Source organism: Streptomyces sp. NPDC049879 (assembly GCF_044461265.1).
GTDB lineage: Bacteria > Actinomycetota > Actinomycetes > Streptomycetales > Streptomycetaceae > Streptomyces.
In genome coordinates this window covers 215,563-238,149 of sequence record NZ_JBITKT010000004.1, presented here as the reverse complement: position 1 = coordinate 238,149, position 22,587 = coordinate 215,563, and the positions used below count along the sequence as shown (strand labels likewise).

The window sequence follows — 22,587 nt, the reverse complement described above, 5'->3', positions numbered from 1 at the left end:
GCGCCGGCTCAGTCGCCCGCCACCTCCGCGTACACCTGGGACAGTTCCGGCGAGCCGGTGTCGGCCCAGTCCTCACCCGCCGCGACGACGTCCACCTCACGGCCGGACGCCATCACCACGATCGGCCTGCCGCCCGGCCCCGGCACCCACCGGGAGCCGGGCACGGTGCGCACCAGCACCGTGCCGAGGTAGAGACCCGCGTCGTTCGCGAGCCACGGCAGCTCCTCCGGGTCGTCGCGCCACCGCGGCAGCAACTGGTCGAGGGCCTCCAGGGACACCGGCGTGTCACCCAGCACCACGCCCTCGCGCAGTGCCCGGTCACGCAGCAGGTCGCACTCGGACAGCAACTCGGCCACCCCTTCGGGGTCCGGCCAGGCGTCACTCACGGTGGTGGTGGACTGCTTGCGCCAGTTGTCCAGGAAAGGGATGTTCATGCTTTCCAGGGTCCCACTCCTTCCGTCACCCGCACCACAGGCACGCGTCACCACTTGTTCACAGATCCAGGTCGATCACCACGGGCGCGTGGTCCGACGCTCCCTTCCCCTTGCGTTCCTCACGATCCACGTACGCATCTTTGACGGATGAGCTGAACGGCTGGTTCCCGTAGACGAGATCGATACGCATCCCGCGGTTCTTCGGGAAGCCGAGCTGCCGGTAGTCCCAGTAGGTGAACGGGCGGTCGTACTTCAGTGGCCGGGGCACCACGTCGGTCAGCCCGGTGGCGCGCAGGGCGGCCAGCGCCTCCCGTTCGGGGGCCGTCACATGCGTGGCGCCCTCGAACACCGCGATGTCCCACACGTCGGCGTCCTCCGGCGCGACGTTGAAGTCGCCCAGCACCGCGAACGGGCGCTCGCCCGCCGCGTCCGCCGCGACCGTCTCGCGCAGCGCGCCCAGCCACTCCAGCTTGTACGCGTAGTGCGGGTGCCCGACCTCGCGGCCGTTCGGCACGTAGACGGACCACACGCGGACGCCGCCGCACGTGGCGGCGACGGCGCGGCGTTCGGACACCCCGTCGTACTCCGGGCAGCAGGGCAGGCCGCGGGTGACGTCCGTGAGGCCGACGCGGGAGAGGACGGCCACGCCGTTCCACCGCCCGTCGGCGTGGACGGCCGCCTCGTACCCCGCCTCGCGCAGCGGCGCCGCCGGGAAGGCCGCGTCGTCGCACTTCAGCTCCTGGAGGCAGAGCACGTCGGTGCCGCTGCGCTCCAGCCAGGCGAGCAGGCGCTCCAGGCGGACGGTGATCGAGTTGACGTTCCAGGTGGCGATACGCATGGCACTACTTCCGGACGGCGGCTACGGGGGACGGGCGGGCTGCGGGCGCGTCTTCCGGGTTTTGCCGGGGCCGCGCTGCCGGCTACGGCACCTCGCTGCGTTGTCGCATCGCGCGAGTACGACCGAGTACGAGCTGCGATGCTCCGCCTTGCGAGGCACCGCATCCGACAACGCGGCCTGACCCGGAAAGACCCGGAAGACGCGCCCTAGACGGTGACGGACGTGCCGGGGGCCAGCCGCTCGTAGGTGGCGGACCCGATGCCGATGCCCCCGGGCCCGAGCAGCCTGCCGAACAGGCCGAGGCCGGTGTCGCTGAGCAGCGTGTCGTGCACCGCGTAGGCGCTTTGGGGACTGACGGCGCGCAGGTAGTCGGTGACTTCGGAGAACTTGTTCCACGGCGCGTGCACGGGCAGCAGCAGCGTCGTGACGTCGCGCTCGGGGACGGTCAGCGCGTCACCGGGGTGGAACAGCGTGCCGTCCACGAGGTAGCCGACGTTCGTGATGCGCGGGATGTCGGGGTGGATCACCGCGTGCAGCTGGCCGTGGACCTCCACGGCGAACCCGGCGGCCTCGAACGTGTCGCCCTCGCCCACCGTGTGCACCCGGCCGGGGAACGCGGCGGAGATCTGGTCGGCGACACTGCGCAGCGTCCAGATCTCCGCCCCTGGCGAGGCCTCCAGAGCGGCCCGCAGGCGGCCCTCGTCGAAGTGGTCGGGATGTTCGTGCGTGACGAGGACGGCGTCGGCGCCCACGGCCGCGTCGGGTTCGCTGAAGCCGCCGGGGTCGATCACGAGCGTCCGCCCGTCGTCCCCGGTGAGCCTGACGCAGGCGTGGCCCTTCTTGGTGAGCTGCATGCCCGCCATTGTGCTACGGGCGACTGACAGCCGCCCGTAACGCCCGCCGTCAGGGCTCGATGCCCGCGCGCGCCTCGCGGCGGTTGTCCCGGAACGCGTACACGCGGCGCGCCATCGCGAACAGCGGGATCACGGCGCCGAGGACCAGCTGGAGCGAGCAGCCGGTCTGCAGCATCAGCAGGCCGCCCGGCGCGTCGAACGCCCAGGCCGTGAGCAGCGCCATGCTCAGCACGATCCACGCCAGCATGGCCGCGGCGAGCGGGCCGCGCGGCTTCGGGTACTCGACGCGGCTCACCATCAGCCAGGCCACGCCGACGATCGCCAGCAGCGTCGGCATGAAGGGCAGTTCGAGCAGGACGATCGAGACGACCGTCAGCGCGCCGAAGGGGCTCGGCATGCCCTGGAACACGCCGTCCGGCATCGTCACACAGCTGAACCTGGCCAGCCGCAGCACGACGGCGAGCATCACCACCGTCGCGGCGAGCGCCGACAGCGGCTCGTGGACGTCCCCGACGACCATCCCCCACACCAGCACGAAGTAGGCCGGGGCGAGGCCGAAGCTGATCAGGTCCGACAGGTTGTCCAGCTCGGCGCCCATCGGCGAGGCGCGCAGCTTCCGCGCCACCAGGCCGTCGCACAGGTCGAAGACCGAGGCCAGCAGCATCAGCAGCACGGCGGTCGCCGCGTTGTTCCGCACGACGCCCGCGTCCCCGCTGTTCGTCAGGTGCGGGATCAGCACGCCCGTGGTCGTGAAGTAGACCGCGAGGAAGCCGCAGGTGGCGTTCGAGAGGGTCAGCGTGTCCGCTATCGACAGCCGCATGGACAGCGGCATCGCGTCCGCTGCGTCGTCGGCGTCCCCGTCGTCCTCGACGGCGACCCAGGCTGCCGGTGCGTTCCGGTCAGTCACGGTCAAGACGTGTCACTCCCGCGGTGGTGTGCTGGCCCACCTCGACGGCGGGCTCGATCCCCTCGGGCAGGTAGACGTCCACGCGAGATCCGAAACGGATGAGACCCACGCGGTCCCCCTGCTCGACCTTGCAGCCCTGCGGCACATACGGCACGATCCGCCGCGCGACGGCGCCGGCGATCTGGATCATCTCCAGGTCGCCCAGCTCGCTGTCGAAACGCCAGACCACGCGCTCGTTGTTCTCGCTCTCCTTGTCGAAGGCCGGGACGTACCCGCCGGGGATGTGCTCGACCGAGGCGACGGTCCCGGCGACCGGGGCCCGGTTCACGTGCACGTTCAGCGGGCTCATGAAGATCGCCACCCGGGTCCTGCCGTCCGGCCACGGCATGATGCTCTGCACCACGCCGTCCGCCGGGCAGATGATCCGGCCCTCGCCGATCTCCCGTTCGGGGTCGCGGAAGAACCACAGCATTCCGGCGGCCAGCGCGGTGACGGGCACCGCGGCGGCGGCCCAGCGGCCGGACCGGCGGGCCTTCACCAGGCTGACGCCTGCGGCGGTCACCGTCGGCAGCAGCCAGGGGGACGCACCGCGCGCCAGTCGCACCGTGCGGCCTGGTCGGGGAGAAGAGCGGTAAGGCATGGGAGACCTTCGTAGCGGGGAAACCACGCCTTTCCGAAGCGGCGCGGCTGGTTCGATGCTATAGGTTTCGGGCGGCAACTCGGCAAGCCAGTGCGCCGGTCGCGGCCGGATGTCCCAGGTGGCGCGGTCGGCAATGACGACAATCACAGCCGCGCGGCACCGGGGGGCCGCCGTTCGCGGCCCTCGTCCATCTCCTCACGGGTGTCCGGGATTTCACGCCGCAAACCCGTCATCTCCGCGGCGCGGCGGGGCGCCGGGGCGCCGCCGCCGCATTCACGGGTAAAGGCGCCGCTGTTCGGCGGGTGTCCGTTCCGGAACACCCGTCCGGGTTTGCCGGGTGAGGGTATTCGCACGACGCGTCCACGTGTCCTCCATTGTCCGGCAAAGACATCAGGCGGAAGTTTTACGCGACATTTCTCCGGCCGGAACTCGATCGCCGGGCCGCGCGTCCCGGAACTGCCCCCGCGCGGCGTCAGGCGGCGGGCGGGGTGAAGGCCGAGGTGCGCCGCAGCCCGGCGGCGCGGCCCTTGCCCGCGATCACCAGCGCCATCTTGCGGCTCGCCTCGTCGATCATCTCGTCGCCCAGCATCGCCGCGCCCCGCGCGCCGCCCTCCCGCGACGTGGCGTACGCGTAGGCGTCCAGGATCAGTTCGGCGTGGTCGTAGTCCTCCTGCGACGGGGAGAACACCGCGTTGGCCGCCTCGATCTGGTCCGGGTGCAGCACCCACTTGCCGTCGAAGCCGAGCGCCGCCGACCGCCCCGCGACCTCCAGGAAGCCCTCCGGGTCGCGGATCTGGAGGTACGGCCCGTCGATGGCCTGCAGCCCGTGCGCGCGGGCGGCCAGCAGGATGCGCATCAGGATGTAGTGGTACGCGTCCGCCGGGTAGCCGGGCGGCTGCTTGCCGACCGTGAGCGACTTCATGTTGATCGACGCCATGAGGTCCGCCGGGCCGAAGACGATGGTCTCCAGGCGCGGCGAGGCGCCCGCGATCGCGTCCACGTTCACCAGGCCCTCGGCGCTCTCGATCTGCGCCTCGATGCCGATGCGGCCGACATCGAGGCCCGCCGCCCGTTCGACCTGGGTCAGCAGCAGGTCGAGGGCCCTGATCTGCTCGGCGTCCGCGACCTTCGGCAGCATCAGGCAGTCGAGTTCCGCCCCGGCGCCCTCCACGACGGTGATCACGTCGCGGTAGGTCCACTCGGTCGTCCAGTCGTTGACCCGCACGACGCGCGTCCTGCCGCCCCAGCCGCCCTCGTTCAGCGCCGCCACGATCCGGTGCCGCGCGTCCTCCTTGGCGAGCGGCGCGCAGGCGTCCTCCAGGTCGAGGAACACCAGGTCGGCCGGGAGCGTCCGCGCCTTCGCGATGAACCGGTCGCTGCTGCCCGGCACCGCCAGGCAGGAGCGGCGCGGACGCTGGGGGCGCTGCGGGCGGTGCGGGTTCGACGCGGTCACGTGCTGACCTCCGGTGCGGGACTCTGGACGGCGGCTGACCCGCCGACCCTACGGCGCGCCGCCCGCCCGGCGTGTCCCGCGCCCCCGCGCGCGCCCCGGCTCAGGGGCGCGCGGTGCCGCGCCCGGGACCGGCGAGCGCCCGTTCGATCGTCCGCATGACCTCGCTCAGCGGCGCGTCGGTCCTGGCGACGGTGACGAGGACCTCGCCGTGCGCCGACACCGCCGCGGCCGGCTGTCCCCCGGCCGCCGCGATCACCGGCAGCGAGGCGAACGTCCGGCGCACGATGGCGAACGCGTGGTCCAGCTCGGCCTCGACGTCCCCCTCGCCGTCGCGGCGCAGCCAGCGGCGCAGCACGTGGTTGTGCGCCGTGACGACGGCGGCCGCGGCCACCTCGGCGAGCAGCGGCTCGTCGCCGTTGTGCGAGTTCTCGTCGAACTGGCCGAGCAGGTAACGCGTGAACAGCCGCTCGTACCGCGCGACGGACGCGATCTCCCGCTCGCGCAGCGCCGGGACCTCGCGGGTCAGCCGGTAGCGCTGGACGGAGACGGCGGGGGAGGCCGCGTACATCCTCATGACCTCTTTGATGCCGCGGCACACGGTGTCGATCGGGTTCTCGTGCGCGGGCGCGGCGCCCAGGACGGCCTCGGCGCGGACGAGGGTGTCGTCGTGGTCGGGGAAGATGGCCTCTTCCTTGGAGCGGAAGTGCCGGAAGAAGGTGCGGCGCGCGACCCCGGCGGTGGCGGCGATCTCGTCGACGGTGGTCGCCTCGTAGCCCTTCGTCGCGAAGAGTTCCATTGCGGCAGCGGCGAGCCGCCGCCGCACCTTGAGGCGCTGGGGCGTGCTCTGCTGGCGGGTGGGCTTCACGGGAAGAGCCATGGGGTGAACGTACTCCATGGCCAGGACGGGTGCGCGGGTGTTCCAGGCCGTCGGCGGGCACGCGGGCGGGGCGCCCCGGGGGCTGGTTCAGGTGCGGGCGAAGCGGACTTCCGTCAGGGGCCGTCCGCCGACGTCCCCGGTGCGCGCGGTCGGCTCGGCGGTGAATCCGGCCCGTTCGTAGAAGCGGCGGGCGCGGGCGTTCTCGCGGACCACCCACAGCCGGACGTGCCGGTGGCCGAAGGCGCGCAGCAGGTCGAGGGAGGCGGTCATCAGGCCGCGGCCGACGCCCGTGCCGATGACGTCGGGCCGCACGTAGAGGGCGTACAGCTCGCCCCCGGGGGCGGCGTCCGGCGGGTCGAGGGTCTCGTCGGGCCGGTAGGGGCCGAGGGCGGCCCAGCCGACGATCCCGTCCGCGCCCGCGTCGGCGACCAGGTCGGCCCGTCCGGCGGGGAAGGGCAGCGCGGCGCGCAGCCGCGCGGCCATGACGGCGGGGTCCATCGCCGCCAGGTAGGCGTCCGGGACGACGTCCTGGTACGCGTACCGCCAGCCCGCGACGCGCAGCCGCGCGACGTCCTCGGTGTCCTCCGCCGTCAACCGCCGTATGTCGAAGCTCACATGGCCGACGCTAGTCCGGCGGCACCCCCGCGGTCATCCGGTTTGCCCTGCCGGGGCGCGGGCTTCCCCGGCGGCGCGGGATCGGCGAAGATCACCCGTACGCCGCGCCGTCCGTCCGCGGCCGGCGCAGAAAGGGGAGAGCGCCATGTCCGCCGATGTCTCCGGCCGGGGGGAACTGCCTCCTGCCTTCCTCGCTCCCGGTTCGTCCTCTTTTCTCGACTTCCTCGCGCACCAGGCCCCGGAACTGCTGCCCGCCGCACGGCCCGTGCCCGCCGTGCGTGACGCGTCCGCCGTGCCGCACGGCACGACGATCATCGCCGCCGAGTACGCGGACGGCGTCCTGCTCGCCGGGGACCGCCGCATCACGGCGGGCGGCATGATCGCGCACCACGGCGCGGAGAAGGTGTTCCCCGCCGACGAGTTCTCCGTCGTCGGCATCTCGGGCACGGTCGGGCCCGCCGTCGAGATGGTCCGGCTGTTCCAGCTGGAGCTGGAGCACTACGAGAAGGTGGAGGGCGTCCCGCTGTCCCTGGCGGGCAAGGCCAACCGGCTGAGCGCCATGATCCGCGACAACCTCGGCCTCGCCATGCAGGGCCTCGCCGTCATCCCGCTGTTCGCCGGCTGGGACACGGCCGTCGGGCGCGGGCGGCTGTACTCGTACGACATGGCGGGCGGCAGGACCGAGGAGCACGGATTCGCCGCGACCGGCTCGGGGTCGCTCTTCGCCAGGGGCGCGCTGAAGAAGCTGTACCGGCCGGGGCTCTCCGAGGACGAGGTGGTCACCGCCGTGCTGCAGGCGCTGTGGGACGCGGCCGACGAGGACTCGGCGACGGGCGGCCCCGACCCGGCGCGCCGCCTGCACCCGGTCGTCACTGTCGTCACGGCGGACGGCTACCGGCGGCTGGCGGACGCGGAGGTCGCGGAGAAGTCGCACGCGGTGGCCGCACAGCGGGCCGAACGCCCGGACGGCCCGCACGCCGGGACCAGGTGACGCGACGGCGGGCCGCGACGATCCACCGGCCGGGGTCGGCTGCCCGGGGGTACGGCGGAGGCGCTTCGCCGTCCGGGGGCGCGCGAAACAGCCGCACAGGGGTGTGGCCACCGTCCGGACAGGGAGCGGCAGGCGGTGGGCCGCATGGCACAAGCGTGGCGCGAACGACGCCGTAGGTGTCTAGGAATCGCGGGCGGAGGTACAGCCGGCCTTCGAGGTCGAGCACAGCCCGCTGGGCGCGGAACCGCTGCCCGGTGCCCTCGTCGACCAGGCACTGCGCGCGCTGTGGTGTCCGGTCGATGGGGGCCGTGTCAGTGCTGGTCACTACGGTGTCGGCATGCAAACGGCGGAGCTTTTCGACAGCGGTGAACTGGCAACGATTCTGCGGCAGGAGCCGGACAGAGTCGGGTCCGCGGTGCAGTCCGCGGCACACGGCAGTCGTCTGGATGTGCTCGAGTTCGTCCTGCGGCACGAGCCGCGGCAATGGGATCTCGATGTCGCGTTGTCGGCGGCGGCCACGCGTCGGGGGAGTGCGGCGTTCGTGCGTACGCTCCTGGCCGCCGGGGCTCGGCCGGCGTCGGAGCGCTGGAGGTGCCCGCTGTGGAACGCGGCGACAGTGGGGGATGCGGATACCGTGCGGCTGCTCCTGGAAGCCGGCGCTGACCCGAACGCGCGCATGGACGACCACGCGAACGGCCCGGACGGTTGCTGCCTCCCGCTGGTCGGTGCCGTCCGCGCCGACGCGCACGCCGTGGTCGCGGCCCTGCTCGACGGAGGCGCCGACCCGAACGTACTGACCGACGCCCTGTGTCGTCCGCTCGACATCGCCCTGGAGACGGGCAGCACCGCGATGGCGGAGCTGCTGTCCGCACGGGGGGCCACGGTCTTCGCGCCTGCAGAGGCCGACCTGGTCCAGGCGATACGGCGGGGCTTCCTCCCCCGAGTGCGGGAACTGCTGCCGACGCAGGATCCGGCCACGCAGGGCCGCGCGCTGATCTCCGCCGTGCAGGAGCGGCAGACCGACATCGCGGTGGAGATCCTGGGCCATGGCGAGGTCGGGCCGGACGACCTCGCGATGGCGCTGGGCCAGGCGATCGCCCTCAACGCTCCGCAGGTCGTGCCGCACCTGATCGCCGCCGGAGTCGACCCGGACGCCACCGGCAACGTCTACCGCACCCCACCGATCGTCCTGGCCGCCGACCGCGGGCATGCCCAGGTGGTGCGCGACCTTCTCGACGCCGGGGCCGACATCCAGGCCCGCGACCTGGACGGCCGCAACGCGCTCGCAGCGGCTCGGGAGCGGGGCCGTACCGAGATCGTGCGGCTGCTGGGCACCGCCGGGGGGACCGCGCGGACGCGCCGGGAGATCACACAGGCGGCCAAGGCCAAGCTCGCCCATGTCGCCCGCCTCACGTGGAGCCCGCTCCTCGGTGCCGCGGACGGGGACGGGCACGGGGAACCGGGCGCGTCGCGGTTCGGCGGCCTGCCCTGGCTGGGCGCGGAGGAACCATGGCCCCTCTGCGCCGACTGCGCCGCCCCCCTGACCTTCTTCGTACAACTCGACCTCGCGGCCGTGCCCGAGAAGGCGCGGAACCTGGGCACGGGGTTGCTGCAGCTGTTCCACTGCACCGCGTGCAACCCGTTCCGGGCGTTCTCGGGCGGCCACCTGGTCCGGATCGTCGAGGTGTCCGGCGAGGCGTCGTGGCCGACGCCGCCCGACGGTGTCCGACGGTTCCCGGAGCGGCCGATCGCCGGGTGGGCGCGTGCGGTCAGGGACTATCCGTACCGCGAGGCGGACGAGCCGGAACTGCTCCCGGAGGAACGCGCTGTCGTGTTCGGGCTCAACCGCCAGGGCGACAAGCTCGGCGGGTGGCCTAACTGGGTCCAGGACCCCCAGTACCCGGACTGCCCCCGCGGTGACGGACGCATGACGCAGCCGGTCCTGCAGATCGACTCCAGGCGCGGCATACCGCACATGTGGGGCGACAACGGCGCGGGCTACATCGTGCAGTGCCCCGCACATCGCGACCAGGTCGCCTTCCTGTGGCAGTCGGCCTGACCCGACGCCCTGGCGGTGAGCACGTGATCCCCCGCCGCTTCGCGGCTGGTGTCCGAGCCAGGACACCGGGGCCGGGGCGTCGTCAGCCGGCCAGGTCGGCGACCACCGCCGCGTGGTCCGAGGGCCACACGCCGTCCACCGGGCCGTCCCCCGTGCGCCGTACCGCCGTCACGCGGCCCTGCCCCGCCGGGCCGGGGGCGCCGGTGTGGATGTAGTCGATGCGCGCGTCCCGCGCGCCGGGGCCCGGCCGGTACGGGTTGCGCGCCTGGCGGGTCGCGCCGGGGCTGTCCGGCGCGGCGCGGGTCCACGCGTCCACGAGTCCGTGCGGCGCGCCGAAGCCCCGCACCTCGGGCGAGTCCGGCTCCGCGTTGAAGTCGCCCGTGACGACCGGCGGGAACGGGCCCGCGCCGCGCCGCCCGGCCACGAACCGCCCCAGCGCGTCCAGTTGGGCGCGGCGCACGGCGGTCCCGTCGTCCGACGAGTGCAGGTGCGTGGTGAAGAACGGCACCTCGTACGGGCCCGCGTCGATCCGCGCGAACAGCGCGGGCCGCAGCCGTTCAGGCGCCCCGTCCGTCGGCAGCCGCATCACGGCCGTCCCCGTGATCGGCCAGCGGCTGAGCACGGCGACCCCGACCCCCGTGTCCAGCGCGGGGGAGCGGACGCGGGCCCGCCAGTGCGGCATCACCTCGCCTGCCGCGAACGCCCAGTGCATGCCGAGTTCGTCCGCCAGCCACCGCGCCAGGTTCCCGTCCCCGGCGGCCCACACCTCCTGGAGGCCGCAGACGTCGGGCCGTTCGCGGCGCAGCCACGCGAGGACGGCGTCGCGCCGCCGCTCCCACGGGCCGAAGCGCCACCACATGTTCCAGGTCAGGATGCGCACGCGCCGATGCTACGGTCACCGGCATGGCGATCCGGGCAGTCGTGTGGGACATCGACGACACCGTCTCCGACCACACCGGCGCGGCGCGTACGGGCGCGCTCGCCCATCTCGGCGCGCTCGGGCTGCTGGCCGGTTTCCCGTCGCCCGAGGCCGCGTTCGCCCGCTGGGAGGAAGTGACCGAGACGCACTACGCGCGCTTCACCCGGGGCGAGCTGTCGTTCGCGGAGCAACGGCGCGAGCGCGTGCGGCACTTCCTGGGCCGTCCGCTGGACGACGCGGCGGCGGACGCCTGGTTCGGCGGCTACCTGCGCCACCACGAGGCGGCCTGGACGCTGTTCCCCGACGTGCTGCCCGCGCTCGACGCGCTCACGCCCGCGTACCGGCACGGGCTGCTCTCCAACTCCAGCGCCGCGAACCAGCACCGCAAACTGACGGCGCTCGGCGTACGGGAACGCTTCGAGTTCCTGCTCTGCTCGGACGAGATCGGCCACGCGAAACCGGCGCCCGAGGCCTTCCTCGCGGTGTGCGCGGCGCTCGGCCTCGCCCCGCACGAGGTGGCGTACGTCGGTGACCATCCGGACACCGACGCCGGGGGAGCGGACGCGGCGGGCCTGCGGGGGATATGGCTCGACCGGCCGGGCCTGGGCCGCGTACCGGCCGGGCGGGCGCCCGCCCGGCGGATCACGGACCTCGCGGACCTGCCCGCGCTGCTCGCCTGACCGGCCTGAGCCGGGTGTGCTCAGCCGCAGTCGGGGCAGCCGGGTGTGCGGCCCCCGGCGGTGAGCGGCCGGTCCAGCGGTGAGTCGGGCGTGAAGACCATGCGCAGCCGGCCGCAGGAGCAGCGCAGCCAGAGGGTGACGCCCTCGGCCGTCACGTGGCGGGAGATCTCCGTGATCCCCGTCCGTCCGGGGTCGCGGCCGGTGTCGGTCCCGGTGTCGCTGTCGGTCTCGGGGGTGCTGTCGGTCCTGGGAGTGTGGTCGATGAGGGACATACGGCCAGTCTGGGACGGCGGACCCTGTACGTCCATCGCATGTTTTCGCACCCCATCGTGCAGTATTACTGCATGATTGATCTGCGCCGCCTGCACGTCCTCCGCGCCGTCCACCAGCACGGCACCGTCACCGCCGCCGCGGCGGCGCTGCACCTGACGCCCTCCGCCGTCTCCCACCACCTGCGCGAGATGGCCCGCGAACTCAAGGTGCCCCTCGTCGAACCGCAGGGCCGGGGCATCAGGCTCACCGCCGCCGCCCACCTCGTCGTCCAGCACGGCGACGCCCTGGTGGCCCGCTGGGAGGAGGCCGAATCCGCGCTGGAGGCGTACCGCCAGGGCGAGGCGGGACTGCTCCGGATGTGCGGCTTCCCCAGCGCGTTGACGAGCCTGATCGTCCCCGCCGCCGCGCTCCTGCGCGCCCGCCACCCCGGCCTCACCGTCGAGGTGGCCCAGTGCGAGGCGCCCCAGGGCTTCGACATGCTGATGTCCACGGACGCGGACATCGCCGTCCTCGCCCCGCCCGACGGCTTCCCGCACCCGGGGGACTCCCGCTTCGACCAGGAATCCCTGCTGGAGGAGCCGCTCGACCTGCTGGTCCCGGCCGGACACCCCCTGGCGGGCCGCCCCCTCGTCCGCCTGGAGGAGGCGGTCGACGAGGACTGGGTGCTGCCCTACCCCGACAGCTGCGACCACCACCGCCGCGTCTCCGTCTTCTGCGCCATGGCGGGCTTCACCCCGCGCGTCGCGCACTACGTGCAGGAGTGGTCGGCCATGGCCGCGCTCGTCGGCCACGGCTTCGGCGTCACCCTCTTCCCGCGCCTCGTCACGCCCCCGGCCGAGACCGCCGTCGTCCGCGTGCCCGTCGCGGGCGACCCGCCGCTGTCCCGCCGCACCCTCACCTGCGTCCGGCGCGGCAGCCGCACCCACCCCCTCGTACGGCACGGGCTCGACGCGCTCCGTGACGTCGTCGCGACCCACAGGTCGCCCGGGGCTCCGGCGCCGGAGGCCGTTGCGTCATAATGGCCCGCGCGGGGGTGGTGGGATGACGGCGCGGCGTCTGTCGCGGCAGGACCTGATCCGGCAGCGGCGCGAAGCCGGGTTCGTGGGGCGGCGCGGCGAACTCGCCGTCTTTCGCGACAACTTGGGACGCGAGGTCACCGACCCCGAGTACCAGTTCCTCTTCCACGTCCACGGCCACGCGGGCGTCGGCAAGACGTCCCTGCTGCGCCAGTGGGAGAAGCTCGCCCGCGAACAGGGCGCCGTCACCGCCTACATCGGCGACGACGTCCACGGCCCGCTGGAGGCCATGGAGAGCATCGCCCACCAACTCGCCGCGCAGGAACGGCGGCTGAGGACGTTCGAGAAACGCCTCGCCACCTACCGCCAGCGCCGCCACGAGGCGGAGACCTCGCCCGCCGCGCCCACCGCGCCCGACGGGTCGCCGGGCGCGGGCATCGCCGCGCAGATCGGCCTCGGCGCCGCCGGGCTCATCCCCGGCGTCGGCGTCCTCGCGGGCGCGCTCGACCCGCAGCAGGTCGCCCAGGGCCTCGACAGGCTGCGCGCCCAGCTCAGTTCACGGCTGCGCGACCACGAGGACGTGCAGCTCGTGCTGGCGCCGGTGGACGTCCTCACCCCCGTGCTCGCCGGCGACCTCGGCGACGCCGCCGCACAGCACCGCTGGATCGTCCTCTTCTTCGACACGTACGAACGCACCGGGCCCGTCCTCGACACCTGGCTGCGCGACCTGCTGCTCGGCGGCAGGTACGGCGACGTGCCGCTCAACGTCCTCGTCGTCCTGTCGGGGCAGGGCCGCCTCTCCACCGCCTGCTGGGGCGACTGGCTCGACCAGATCGCCGCCACGCGCCTGGACGTCTTCACCGACGAGGAGGCCCGCACCCTCCTCAGCGCCAAGGGCGTCACCGACCGGCGGACCGTCGAGACCGTCCTGCGCCTGTCCGGCAGGCTGCCGGTCCTCCTCGACATGCTGGCCCAGACCCGCCCGGCCGGGCCCGAGGCCGTCCCCGACCCGTCCGAGACGGCGGTGGAACGCTTCCTCAAGTGGGAGCGCGACCCCGAGCGCCGCGCGGCCGTCCTCGCCTGCGCGCTCTCCCGCCAGCTCGACGAGGACGTGCACCGCGTCCTCGTCCCCGAGGCCGGGGCCGAGGAGTACGCGTGGCTGCGGGCGCTGCCGTTCGTCGGCGACCGCGCGGGCCGGCTGCGCTACCACGATGTCGTCCGCGCCCCCATGCTCCGGCTCCAGCGCACCCGTTCGCCCGCCCAGTGGCGGCACGGGCAGACGCTGCTCGCCGACGAGTTCCGGCGCAGGCGCGAGGCGCTGGAGGAACGCCTCCCCGACCCCGGGGAGCGGTGGGCCGACCGCGAGTGGCGCGGCCACCGGCTCAACGAGACGTACCACCGCCTGTGCGCCGACCCGCTCGGCGCCCTGCCCGGCGCGCTGCTGGACACCGCCCACGCCTGCGACCAGGGCACGACCGTCCTGCACCGCTGGGTCGAGATGCTCTCCTGGGCCGCCGCCGACACGGACGCGGCCGTGATCGGCGGCTGGGCGCGCCGCCTCGCCCGCGCCGCCGGGGACGACGGCGCCACAGGCGCCCTCACCCTGCTGCTGGACGCGCCCGGCCTGGACGCCGCGGGCCGCGCGCTCGTGCACGCCGCGCGGGGCGACGCATACCGCTTCACCCGCGACCTCGGGCGCGCGCTCGCCGACTTCACGGCCGCGCTCGCGCTTGACCCGGAACTGGTCCGCGCCTGGCTCGGCTGCAGCGCGACCCGGCTGGCGCTCGGCGACCACAGCGAGGCGCACGCCGACATCGAGCGTGCCATCGCCCTGGGCCGCACCGACGCCAAGACCCTCGCCCGGCGCGGCCACCTGCGGGTCTACCTCAGCCGCTTCGAGGACGCGCTCGCCGACCTGGACCGCGCCGTCGCGCTCGACCCGCGCGACGCCTGGGCCGTCGCCGAACGCGGCCAGGCCCACCGCTGCCTCGGCCACTACACGGCGGCCATCGCCGACCACACCAGGGCGGTCGAGCTGGACCCGGGCTACGCGTGGGCGTACGCGGAGCGCAGCCGCTCGTACCGCTCCCTCGGCGACGACGCGCGCGCCCTGGCCGACCTGGACCGGGCCATCGGGATACAGCCCGACTACAGCTGGGCGTTCGGCGAGCGCAGCCGGGTGCACAGCCGCCGGGGCGACCACGCGCTCGCGCTGGCCGACCTGGACCGCGCCATCGAGCACGAGCCGGAGTACGCCTGGGCGTTCGGCGAGCGCGCACGCGTCAGGACGTACCTGGGCGACTGGGCCCAGGCGTACGCCGACTACGCGCGCGCCGTCGACCTCGACCCCGAGTACGCGTGGGCGTACGCCGACCGGGGGCGGCTCGGCGCCGAACTCGGCCGCTATCCGGCGGCGCTGGCCGACCTCGACCGCGCCATCGCCCTGCGGCCCGGCTACGCCTGGGCGATGGCGCGGCGCGCGGAGATCCACCGCCTCACGGGCGACTTCGGCGCCGCGCTGGCCGACCTGGACCGCGCCGTCGCGCTCGCCCCCGGCTCCGCGGACCACCACGCCGACCGGGGGTACGCGCTGCACTGCCTGGGGCGGGACGCGGAGGCCGTCGAGGCGTTCGAGCGTGCCGCCGCCCTGGCCGGGGACGGCGGGGACGCCCTGGCGTGGACCCTCGGCCACCGCGGCGTGGCGCTCGCCGCCCTCGGCAGGCACGGCGAGGCCGCGGCGGCCTGCCGGGAGAACGCCGCGCGCCACCCCGGGAGCGCGCTGGCGCTGCTCGGGCTCGTCCTCGTCCTGCGCCACGCAGGTGACCCCGGCGCGGACGCCGCGGACCGTGACCTCACCGCGCGGTGCGCCGCCCTGGCGGCGGGGGAGGCGGGTCCCGGCGCCCTCGGCGAACTGCTGGTCGTCCACTGCGCCCGCGCCGAGTGGGACGAGGCGGACGCGGCACTCGAACGGCTGCTGGGCGCGGCGACGTCACCGGCGCACGTGCTCGGGCCGCTGGACGACCTGGCCGACGTCACCCGCGCCCTGTCGCCCGGCGGGACCCCGCCCGGCGAGGAGCGGACGGCGGCGGTGCGGGAGCGGCTCACGGCCGCGCTGGACGGGCTGGCGCCCGACACCCCTGAGGCGCCCGCCGCGCCGTGACGGGCGCGCCGGGCGGCGGTTCAGCCGCCGAGGCACTCGTGGCTGTCGCCGCCGCTGCGGCAGGCGCTGCCGGGACCGCCCGTACCGCCCGTGCCGTCCGTGCCGCTCCCGCCCGAGCCGCCCGTGCCGTCCGCCGACGCGATCCCGAACAGCGCCACGCCCGCGAACGCCACCGCGAGGAGCCCCTGCGTCAGCCCGGCGGCCGGCAGCCGGGCGCGCAGGAGGAACACGGCGCACGTCCCGGTCAGCGCCGCCCCCGCCCCGAGGGCGATGAGGAACGGCCGGTCCTCGGCCGGTTCGCCCCAGCCGTCCATGATCAGCAGGAAGAGGACGATCGCGCCGACGGCCGCCTCGGCGGCGAGCAGGGCCAGCGCGAGCAGGACGTCGCCCGCGACGCGCCCGGCCCGCTTGGCCCCGTTCACACGCGCTGAGTTGGTCACGGCTCGCATTCTGCCTCACGCGCCCCGCGTGCGCCGGGCGCGCGGAGGGTGCCGCGGGCCCGCACCGGCCAACGCGCGCCGCGCGCCGGGGGATCGGCGGCGCGCGGCGTCAACCAGGTCGGCGACTCGTACGTTTGGAAGGCCGCGCTCGGGTAACCGGAGGGTCACGACAACCTCGCGCAAGAGGATTCCTGCGAAAGGGAAGTCATGACGACTGTAGTGATCATCATCCTGGCCGTGGTCGTCCTCGCACTCCTGGCGCTCGTGCTGGCGCCGTCCGCGGGGCCTGCCGGAACCGGGAGACTGCAACGCCGCTTCGGGCCCGAGTACGACCGGGCGGTCGCCCGGCACAACGGGGACGCCAAGGCGGCACGGAAAGAACTGGCCGCACGGCTGAAGCAGCACGGACGGCTCGACCTCCGGCCCCTGTCGGCCGAGGACCGGGAGCGTTACCAGACCCGGTGGGCCCGGGTGCAGGAGAAGTTCGTGGAGTCGCCCGGCGGCGCGGTCGCCGAGGCGGACCACCTGCTGACCCAGCTCATCCATGACCGGGGCTACCCCTCGCACGCGTACGACGACCAGGTGGCCGCACTGTCCGTGCACCACCCGCGGCACGTCGAGGGATACCGCACGGTGCACGCCCTCGCGGGGCGCGAGCCGGCGGACGGCACGGTGACGGAGGAGCTGCGGGCGGCCATAGTCCAGGCGCGGGGTCTGTTCAACGACCTGCTGAGCGACCGGACCGTGGACGGGGCACAGCCGCAGCACCAGCAGCACAAGGGCGGGCGGATGGCCACCCTCGTGCGCAACCGGCCCGGCAGGACGGCAGGACACCAGCGGACCGCCGGTCCCGCGCGGCACGACGGCGTGACCGGTACACCGACGAAGGGTGGTGCGTGATGAACAAGCCTGAGAACGAGCGCACGAGCACGAATACGAGCACGAATACGAGCACCGATACCAGCACGAACACCGGCACCGGCGCCGACCGCGCCTGGGGCACGGAGAGCGCGCGGGACACGGAACGTGACACGACCAAGGAGAAGAGGGGTGTGACCCCGCTGTCCGGCAAGAACACCCCGACGACGGAGAAGACCCCGGCGCACGGCACGACGCCGTACGCCCCGGACGGGCCCGCCACCGGGACGTCCACGAGCGGCCGCGGCACCGCCGACAGGACCGCCGACAAGCGGGAGCGCGCCGGCGAGTTCGGCGGCAGCACGTACGGCGGCACGGCCGACCGTTCCTCCCACGGCACCACGCGGGACACCGGCAAGACCAGTGCGTACGAGAGCACACGCGGCGACAGCGCGCACAACGGCACGCGGGACGGCGGGCAGTTCACGGCGGGCGACCTGGGCGACGGGCTCATCCCGGCGTCGGAGGCGGCCCGGCTGCGGGCCGAACTCCAGCACGCGGTCGGCGCGTTCGTCGACAGCCCGAGGCAGTCCGTCGCCGAGGCGGACACGGTGCTCGAAACGGCCGTCGCCCGCATCACCGCCTCGCTCACCGAGCGCCGCAAGGCGATGCGGACCCACTGGGAGCAGAACGGCGCGAACGGCAACGGCGCCAACGGTTCCCACCAGGACGGTGGCGACCTCGACACCGAGAAGTGGCGCGTGATCATGCTGGACTACCGCGACACGATGGAGCGGCTGCTCAGCGCCTGAGCGACGCCCCCCAAGCCGGCGGCCCCGGGTATCCCACGCCTCGGGGCCGCCACGCATGCCCGGCCCCGCCGGACCGCCGTGCCACGGCGAGACCGTCCGGTCCGGCCGCCGCTGGCCGCCGCGCCTGGACAGGATGAGAACCACCCCGTGCGGCCGGCCGGGCGGCGCCGTCGCTGCTTCCGGGGCGTACCGCGCGGCCCCGGCCGGTGACAGAGACGTGCGCCACCCCGGCCGGGCGCGCTTCAGGCACCTGTGCCGTCAAAGCACCGGCCGGTGCACGTGAAGCGCCTTCGCCGCCCCGCCGGTTCACGGCCGCGCCCCGGTGCTTCCCAGGCGATGCCGAGGTGGTGGGCGGCGTGCGGCCGGTACGGCGGAACCCGTGCGCATGCCGGTGGGATGCCGTCGGGTCCTGGCATCCGCGGCGCCGACCGGAACAGCGCCAGACCGGGCCACGCCGGATCGCTACGACGCGGCACACGCCGCGCCCGCTCGCGGTGACGGCCCGGCCGGGCTGACCGCGCCCTACAGCAGCGTGAGCTGCGTCCCCGGCTCGGGGCGCGGCGCGGGCTCCGGCACCGCCCGGTGGCCGCCGCGGCGTGCCGGGCCTATGCCGTACTCGGTGGCGAGCTCGTGCACCTCCCGCGTCACCCGCCGCTGGTACCACTTGGGCGCGTACGCCCCGCCCGCGTACATCACCTCGTACCGCCTGACCAGGTCCGAGCGGTGCCGCGCCAGCCACGCCATGTACCACTCGCGCGCCCCCGGCCGCAGGTGGAGCACGAGCGGGGTCACGGACGCCGCCCCCGCCGCCGCGATGGCGCGGACCGTCTCCCGCAGCTGGGCGGGGGAGTCGCTGAGGTACGGCAGGATCGGCGCCATCAGGACGCCGCACGGGATGCCGATGTCCCGCAGTGCCCTGACGACGCCGAGCCGCCTGTCGGGCGCCGGGGTGCCCGGCTCGACGGTGCGCCACAGCTCGGGGTCGGTGAAGCCCACCGACACGGACACGCCGACGTCCGTCACGTCGGCCGCCTGCCGCAGCAGCTCCAGGTCGCGCAGGATCAGCGTGCCCTTGGTGAGGATGGAGAACGGGTTGGCGCGGTCGCGCAGCGCCGCGATGATGCCCGGCATCAGCCGGTAGCGGCCCTCCGCCCGCTGGTACGGGTCGACGTTGGTGCCCATCGCGATGTGCTCGCCGTGCCAGCGGCCGCCCGCCAGCTCGCGCGCGAGGAGCTGCGGCGCGTTGACCTTGACGATGATCTGCGAATCGAAGTCGGCGCCGGTGTCGAGGTCCAGGTAGCTGTGCGTCTTGCGCGCGAAGCAGTAGACGCACGCGTGCGAGCAGCCGCGGTAGGGGTTCACCGTCCAGACGAACGGCATCCGCGAGGTGCCGGGGACGCGGTTGATGATCGAACGCGCCCGCACCTCGTGGAACGTGATCCCCCGGAACTCGGGGGTGTCGACCGTCGTCGTGACGACGTCCGTCCCGAACAGCGCGGGCGCGGCGGCGGGGGTGTCGTCGCCCAGGTTGTTCCAGCGCATCGCGGGCCTCCTCACTGCCGACGCACGGCCGACCGTCGTTCGAACAGATATTCGTTTATCGTGCGTCTAGGACACATGTTCGAATCGCGGGTGTCAAGCCGGATTCCCCCGCGCCGAGCGCGCGCCCCCCGCCTGCGGATTTGGGCATCCCCACGCACGGATGGTTGGCTGACCGTCACATCCCGTACGACGGCAGGAGCTTGGGGCATGGGACAGATCGAGGTCGTCAGGCGGCGCGAGATCGCCGCGGATCACGAGGACGTTCTGGACGCGCTGGCGGACTACCGCGGCGTCCATCCCCGGCTGCTGCCGGAACGGTTCACGGACTACGCGGTCGAGGAGGGCGGCGACGGCGCGGGCACCGTGGTGCGCCTGCGCTTCCACGCCACGTCGCGGCGGGTCCGCGACTGCCTGCTCGACATCAGCGAGCCGGGCGAGGGCCGCCTCGTCGAGAAGGACCGCAACTCGACCATGGTCACCGAGTACACCGTCGAACCCGCCAGCGGCGGCGCGGACAAGGCCGCCCTGGTGACCGTCCGCAGCACCTGGCAGGGCGCCGGCGGCATCGGCGGCTTCTTCGAACGGACCTTCGCGCCGCGCGTCCTCGGCACCGCCTACGACCAGATCCTCGACAACCTCGCCGCCCACATGGCGGCGGGCGCCTGACGCCGAGGCCGTCCGAGACCGCTTCCGCACCGAAGGAGACGCCGGTGGCCGCCGGACAGGACCCGCCCCAGCCGGGCGACCCGGACACGGACGACACGGATCGCACAGACGGCACGGGCGGCGGCATCCCCGTCGCCGTCGTCGTCCTCGACGGGGCCGCCGTCATCGCCCACTGGAACAGCGGCGCCGCCGGGCTCTTCGAGGTGCCGCACGCCGCCGCGGTCGGCCGCCGCGCGGTGGACGTCATGCCCGTCGCGTCCGCCCGCGACACCGGGCCCGCGTACCCGGCAGGTCCCGACGACGGCGGGCCGCTCGACCCGGCGCACCGCAAGGAGACCATCTTCGGCACCGACATGACGACCTTCGCCGACCCGGCGGCCGGCTGGTTCTCCACCCGGGGCACGGGCGCGAGGCCGTACCGCCGCGAGATCCTGTGGTGGGCGTACCCGCTGCGCGGGCCGGGCACCGCACGCGTCCTGCTGCTCGCGGCGGACAGCGCGGCCGTCCGCCGCACCGGCCGCGCCGCGTTCGCGCCCGTGCTGGGGCCGCACGGCGAACGGGCCGACGCCGACCGGCTGCGCGACGGCCTGACCGCGCTGCTGCCCATGCCCCGCGAGGAGGCGGGGCACGTCGCGCGCCAGGTCGTGACCCACGGCTACCCGTTCCTCGAACTCAGGAAGGAAGCACGCTGGGAGCCCGTCCTCCCCGGCTGGGGCGCGTCCGCCCCGGCCGAAGACGGCGGGGACGACGCGCAGGAGGACACCGGCCCGGCCGCCACGGCCGCCGACCCGGCCGACCTGCGGGAGCGGCTCGCCGTGCTGCGCGCCGTCGGCGCCGCCGCGGGCCCCGACCCCGGCCGCGCGGTCGAGGCGCTCGGGCGCGCCCTCGTCCCCCGCTTCGCCGACATCGCGGGAACGTATCTGCGCGACGACGTCGTCACCGGCGCCGCCGTCCCCGAGGGCCCGCCGCCCCCCGGCACGCGCTGGCACCGCGTCACCGTCGAACGCGCCGGGGCGCCGGGCGGCGGCAGCCACGCCGCCGCGCGCGCCGACCGGGGAGCGGCGCTGCCCGCCGGGACGCCGTTCGCCGACTGCGTGACGACGGGCCGCCCCGTCCTCGTGCCGCGCGTCACCGAGGCGCAGGCGCGGACCGTCACCGCGCCGTTCGGGCCGCAGGACATCGCGCCGCAGGTCACGCGGCGGTCGCTGCTGGCCGTGCCGCTCACGGCGGGACGGTCCGTCCTCGGCTTCGTCGTCCTGCTGCGCCACCCCGAGCGGCCCGGCTTCACCGAGGCGGACCTGGAGACCGGCGCCGACATCGCCGGCCGCGCCGGGCTCGTCCTCGACAACGCCCGCCTGCGGTCGCTGTACGCCGAGCCCGCGGGGCCCGTCCTCCCGCGCCCGTTCGGCTGCACCACCGCCAGCCGCCTCCTGCCCGGCACCCGCATCGGCGGCGCGGCGGGCGAGTGGTCCGACGTCATCCGGCTGCCCGGCTGCCGTACGGCCCTGGTCGCCGGGCGCGTCCTCGGCCGCCTGTCCGACGACGGCCCCGCCGGGGCCCTCGCCGCCGCCCACCGCTACCGGGCGGCCGTCCAGACCCTCGCCGCGCTCGACGCCGACCCGGCGCACCTGCTGCGCGCCCTGGACGACCTCGCCCACCGGGTCGGGGACCTGCCGCTGGCCACCTGCCTGTTCGCGGTCCACGACCCGATCAGGTCCGAGCTGCGCGTCGCCACCGCCGGACACCTCCCGCCCGTCCTGATCCGCGCCCACGGCCCCGCGCGGGCGCTCGACCTGCCCGCGGGCGCCCCCATCGGCGTGGGCGGCGTGCCCTTCACGGCCGTGACCGTCCCCGTGCTCCAGGGCGACCGGCTCGTGCTGTGCACCGACGGGCTCGCCGAGGTGCGCGGGCGCGGCCCCGGCACCCGCCTGGCGACGCTGTGCGACATCGCCGTCCGCTCGGTGGACCCCGAACTCCCCACCGGGCGCGCCATGGAGCGGGCCGACGCCACCTGTGACGCCGTGGCCCGCGCCCTGTCCGCGGCCACGGCGGGCGCGCGGGACGCGGGGACGACCCTGCTGACCGCGCGCCTCGGCCGCGTCGCGCCGGGCGACGTGGCGTTCTGGCGCCTCGGCCTGGACGCCGCGTACGTCCCGCACGCGCGGCACCTCGTCCGGGGGCGGCTGCGGGAGTGGGGGCTCGCGGCGGCGGCGGACACGGCGGCCCTCCTCGTCAGCGAGCTGGTCACCAACGCCCTGCGCCACGCCAGGCGCGGGCCCGTCGAACTGCGCCTCGTCCGCGCCGACACGCTCGTCTGCGAGGTCACCGACGACGGGCACGAGCGGCCCGCGCTGCTCGGCCCCGCGCCGGGCGACGAGTCGGGGCGCGGCCTCCAGGTCGTCAGCAGGCTGGCGCGGAGCTGGGGCAGCGGGCACACCGACCACGGCACCACCGTGTGGTTCGAACAGGACCTGCCCGGCGGCCGCCGCTGAGCTGCCGGGGGCGCGGGCGGCGTCCCCGGCGCCGTCGCCCGTGCCGCCGCCCCCGGCCGTC

General features: G+C 74.8%; 21 protein-coding genes and 1 pseudogene. 10 read left to right on the top strand and 12 right to left on the bottom strand.

All coding sequences use genetic code 11. The features are described 5' to 3' along the window. Positions 1-8: 8 nt before the first annotated feature. The 8 genes from ACIBPC_RS15930 to ACIBPC_RS15895 all read right to left on the bottom strand — a co-directional run bounded on the left by ACIBPC_RS15930 (position 9) and on the right by ACIBPC_RS15895 (position 6,618). Positions 9-434, bottom strand: coding sequence for a DUF6278 family protein (locus ACIBPC_RS15930; protein ID WP_362966492.1), 426 nt, complete (start codon positions 432-434; stop codon positions 9-11). A gap of 58 nt (positions 435-492) precedes the next feature. Beyond that, on the bottom strand, positions 493-1,272 hold the full coding sequence (locus ACIBPC_RS15925; protein WP_362966490.1) for an exodeoxyribonuclease III: 780 nt from the start codon (positions 1,270-1,272) through the stop codon (positions 493-495). Positions 1,273-1,478: 206 nt separating this feature from the next. Beyond that, complete coding sequence (locus tag ACIBPC_RS15920) at positions 1,479-2,126, bottom strand: MBL fold metallo-hydrolase (RefSeq protein ID WP_398844834.1); 648 nt, start codon at positions 2,124-2,126, stop codon at positions 1,479-1,481. Positions 2,127-2,175: 49 nt separating this feature from the next. Beyond that, positions 2,176-3,039 (bottom strand): CDP-alcohol phosphatidyltransferase family protein, encoded by an 864-nt coding sequence (locus tag ACIBPC_RS15915; RefSeq protein ID WP_398844832.1) that lies wholly within the window; start codon positions 3,037-3,039, stop codon positions 2,176-2,178. Continuing rightward, positions 3,026-3,673, bottom strand: coding sequence for a phosphatidylserine decarboxylase (locus tag ACIBPC_RS15910; RefSeq protein WP_362966486.1), 648 nt, complete (start codon positions 3,671-3,673; stop codon positions 3,026-3,028). Before ACIBPC_RS15910 ends, ACIBPC_RS15915 begins: the two co-directional genes overlap by 14 nt. 472 nt (positions 3,674-4,145) lie before the next feature. Beyond that, the gene (locus ACIBPC_RS15905) at positions 4,146-5,126 is read right to left on the bottom strand and encodes an HpcH/HpaI aldolase/citrate lyase family protein (protein WP_398844828.1); all 981 of its coding nucleotides are present in this window, start codon (positions 5,124-5,126) and stop codon (positions 4,146-4,148) included. 100 nt (positions 5,127-5,226) lie between these two features. Continuing rightward, complete coding sequence (locus ACIBPC_RS15900; RefSeq protein WP_362966482.1) at positions 5,227-6,021, bottom strand: TetR family transcriptional regulator; 795 nt, start codon at positions 6,019-6,021, stop codon at positions 5,227-5,229. Positions 6,022-6,090: 69 nt separating this feature from the next. Further along, positions 6,091-6,618, bottom strand: a complete 528-nt coding sequence (locus ACIBPC_RS15895; protein ID WP_398844825.1) for a GNAT family N-acetyltransferase — start codon at positions 6,616-6,618, stop codon at positions 6,091-6,093. A gap of 145 nt (positions 6,619-6,763) precedes the next feature. On the opposite strand from ACIBPC_RS15895, the gene prcB reads away from it, so the two are divergent. From prcB to ACIBPC_RS15880, 3 genes and pseudogenes are all read left to right on the top strand, one after another. Further along, the gene (prcB, locus tag ACIBPC_RS15890) at positions 6,764-7,609 is read left to right on the top strand and encodes a proteasome subunit beta (protein WP_398844822.1); all 846 of its coding nucleotides are present in this window, start codon (positions 6,764-6,766) and stop codon (positions 7,607-7,609) included. A gap of 337 nt (positions 7,610-7,946) precedes the next feature. Then, positions 7,947-8,273, top strand: a pseudogene (locus tag ACIBPC_RS15885) (hypothetical protein); the annotation flags it as partial. 12 nt (positions 8,274-8,285) lie between these two features. Continuing rightward, on the top strand, positions 8,286-9,668 hold the full coding sequence (locus ACIBPC_RS15880; RefSeq protein WP_398845606.1) for an ankyrin repeat domain-containing protein: 1,383 nt from the start codon (positions 8,286-8,288) through the stop codon (positions 9,666-9,668). 82 nt (positions 9,669-9,750) lie between these two features. Here ACIBPC_RS15880 and ACIBPC_RS15875 read toward each other — a convergent pair whose 3' ends face one another. Next, a complete protein-coding gene (locus tag ACIBPC_RS15875) occupies positions 9,751-10,548 on the bottom strand; it encodes an endonuclease/exonuclease/phosphatase family protein (RefSeq protein ID WP_398844820.1) in 798 nt (265 codons plus the stop codon). Positions 10,549-10,571: 23 nt separating this feature from the next. Between ACIBPC_RS15875 and ACIBPC_RS15870 the strand changes: the two genes are divergently transcribed. Beyond that, a complete protein-coding gene (locus tag ACIBPC_RS15870; protein WP_398844818.1) occupies positions 10,572-11,267 on the top strand; it encodes an HAD family hydrolase in 696 nt (231 codons plus the stop codon). Between the two features lie 20 nt (positions 11,268-11,287). Here the strand turns inward: ACIBPC_RS15870 and ACIBPC_RS15865 are convergent, their stop codons facing one another. Beyond that, entirely contained in the window at positions 11,288-11,539 is a 252-nt protein-coding gene (locus ACIBPC_RS15865; protein ID WP_362966469.1) for a hypothetical protein, read from the bottom strand. Positions 11,540-11,611: 72 nt separating this feature from the next. Here ACIBPC_RS15865 and ACIBPC_RS15860 point away from each other — a divergent pair, with 72 nt between their 5' ends. Continuing rightward, on the top strand, positions 11,612-12,559 hold the full coding sequence (locus tag ACIBPC_RS15860) for a LysR family transcriptional regulator (RefSeq protein WP_398844815.1): 948 nt from the start codon (positions 11,612-11,614) through the stop codon (positions 12,557-12,559). 22 nt (positions 12,560-12,581) lie between these two features. Beyond that, positions 12,582-15,716, top strand: coding sequence for a tetratricopeptide repeat protein (locus tag ACIBPC_RS15855; protein WP_398844812.1), 3,135 nt, complete (start codon positions 12,582-12,584; stop codon positions 15,714-15,716). A 20-nt stretch (positions 15,717-15,736) separates the two neighbouring features. Here the strand turns inward: ACIBPC_RS15855 and ACIBPC_RS15850 are convergent, their stop codons facing one another. Then, positions 15,737-16,156, bottom strand: a complete 420-nt coding sequence (locus tag ACIBPC_RS15850) for a DUF6234 family protein (protein WP_398844810.1) — start codon at positions 16,154-16,156, stop codon at positions 15,737-15,739. Positions 16,157-16,363: 207 nt separating this feature from the next. On the opposite strand from ACIBPC_RS15850, the gene ACIBPC_RS15845 reads away from it, so the two are divergent. Beyond that, entirely contained in the window at positions 16,364-17,056 is a 693-nt protein-coding gene (locus ACIBPC_RS15845) for a hypothetical protein (protein WP_398844808.1), read from the top strand. Then, positions 17,056-17,826 carry a hypothetical protein gene (locus tag ACIBPC_RS15840; protein WP_398844805.1) on the top strand — a complete coding sequence of 257 codons (771 nt, stop codon included), beginning with the start codon at positions 17,056-17,058 and terminating at the stop codon, positions 17,824-17,826. The genes ACIBPC_RS15845 and ACIBPC_RS15840 overlap by 1 nt, the downstream gene beginning before the upstream one ends. Before the next feature lie 522 nt (positions 17,827-18,348). On the opposite strand, the gene ACIBPC_RS15835 is transcribed toward ACIBPC_RS15840, so the two are convergent. Beyond that, positions 18,349-19,368, bottom strand: coding sequence for an Rv2578c family radical SAM protein (locus ACIBPC_RS15835; protein WP_398844803.1), 1,020 nt, complete (start codon positions 19,366-19,368; stop codon positions 18,349-18,351). Between the two features lie 207 nt (positions 19,369-19,575). Between ACIBPC_RS15835 and ACIBPC_RS15830 the strand changes: the two genes are divergently transcribed. After that, positions 19,576-20,034 (top strand): SRPBCC family protein, encoded by a 459-nt coding sequence (locus ACIBPC_RS15830; RefSeq protein WP_398844800.1) that lies wholly within the window; start codon positions 19,576-19,578, stop codon positions 20,032-20,034. A 44-nt stretch (positions 20,035-20,078) separates the two neighbouring features. After that, on the top strand, positions 20,079-22,526 hold the full coding sequence (locus tag ACIBPC_RS15825; protein ID WP_362966453.1) for a SpoIIE family protein phosphatase: 2,448 nt from the start codon (positions 20,079-20,081) through the stop codon (positions 22,524-22,526). Positions 22,527-22,587: the final 61 nt, after the last annotated feature.

Coding starts and splice junctions, on each gene's coding strand:
- ACIBPC_RS15880 (WP_398845606.1), top strand. CDS start 8,286: ATGGACGACCACGCGAACGGCCCGGACGGTTGCTGCCTCCCGCTGGTC.
- ACIBPC_RS15835 (WP_398844803.1), bottom strand. CDS start 19,368: ATGCGCTGGAACAACCTGGGCGACGACACCCCCGCCGCCGCGCCCGCG.
- prcB (WP_398844822.1), top strand. CDS start 6,764: ATGTCCGCCGATGTCTCCGGCCGGGGGGAACTGCCTCCTGCCTTCCTC.
- ACIBPC_RS15840 (WP_398844805.1), top strand. CDS start 17,056: ATGAACAAGCCTGAGAACGAGCGCACGAGCACGAATACGAGCACGAAT.
- ACIBPC_RS15925 (WP_362966490.1), bottom strand. CDS start 1,272: ATGCGTATCGCCACCTGGAACGTCAACTCGATCACCGTCCGCCTGGAG.
- ACIBPC_RS15930 (WP_362966492.1), bottom strand. CDS start 434: ATGAACATCCCTTTCCTGGACAACTGGCGCAAGCAGTCCACCACCACC.
- ACIBPC_RS15865 (WP_362966469.1), bottom strand. CDS start 11,539: ATGTCCCTCATCGACCACACTCCCAGGACCGACAGCACCCCCGAGACC.
- ACIBPC_RS15860 (WP_398844815.1), top strand. CDS start 11,612: ATGATTGATCTGCGCCGCCTGCACGTCCTCCGCGCCGTCCACCAGCAC.
- ACIBPC_RS15855 (WP_398844812.1), top strand. CDS start 12,582: ATGACGGCGCGGCGTCTGTCGCGGCAGGACCTGATCCGGCAGCGGCGC.
- ACIBPC_RS15920 (WP_398844834.1), bottom strand. CDS start 2,126: ATGCAGCTCACCAAGAAGGGCCACGCCTGCGTCAGGCTCACCGGGGAC.
- ACIBPC_RS15830 (WP_398844800.1), top strand. CDS start 19,576: ATGGGACAGATCGAGGTCGTCAGGCGGCGCGAGATCGCCGCGGATCAC.
- ACIBPC_RS15900 (WP_362966482.1), bottom strand. CDS start 6,021: ATGGAGTACGTTCACCCCATGGCTCTTCCCGTGAAGCCCACCCGCCAG.
- ACIBPC_RS15870 (WP_398844818.1), top strand. CDS start 10,572: ATGGCGATCCGGGCAGTCGTGTGGGACATCGACGACACCGTCTCCGAC.
- ACIBPC_RS15910 (WP_362966486.1), bottom strand. CDS start 3,673: ATGCCTTACCGCTCTTCTCCCCGACCAGGCCGCACGGTGCGACTGGCG.
- ACIBPC_RS15845 (WP_398844808.1), top strand. CDS start 16,364: ATGACGACTGTAGTGATCATCATCCTGGCCGTGGTCGTCCTCGCACTC.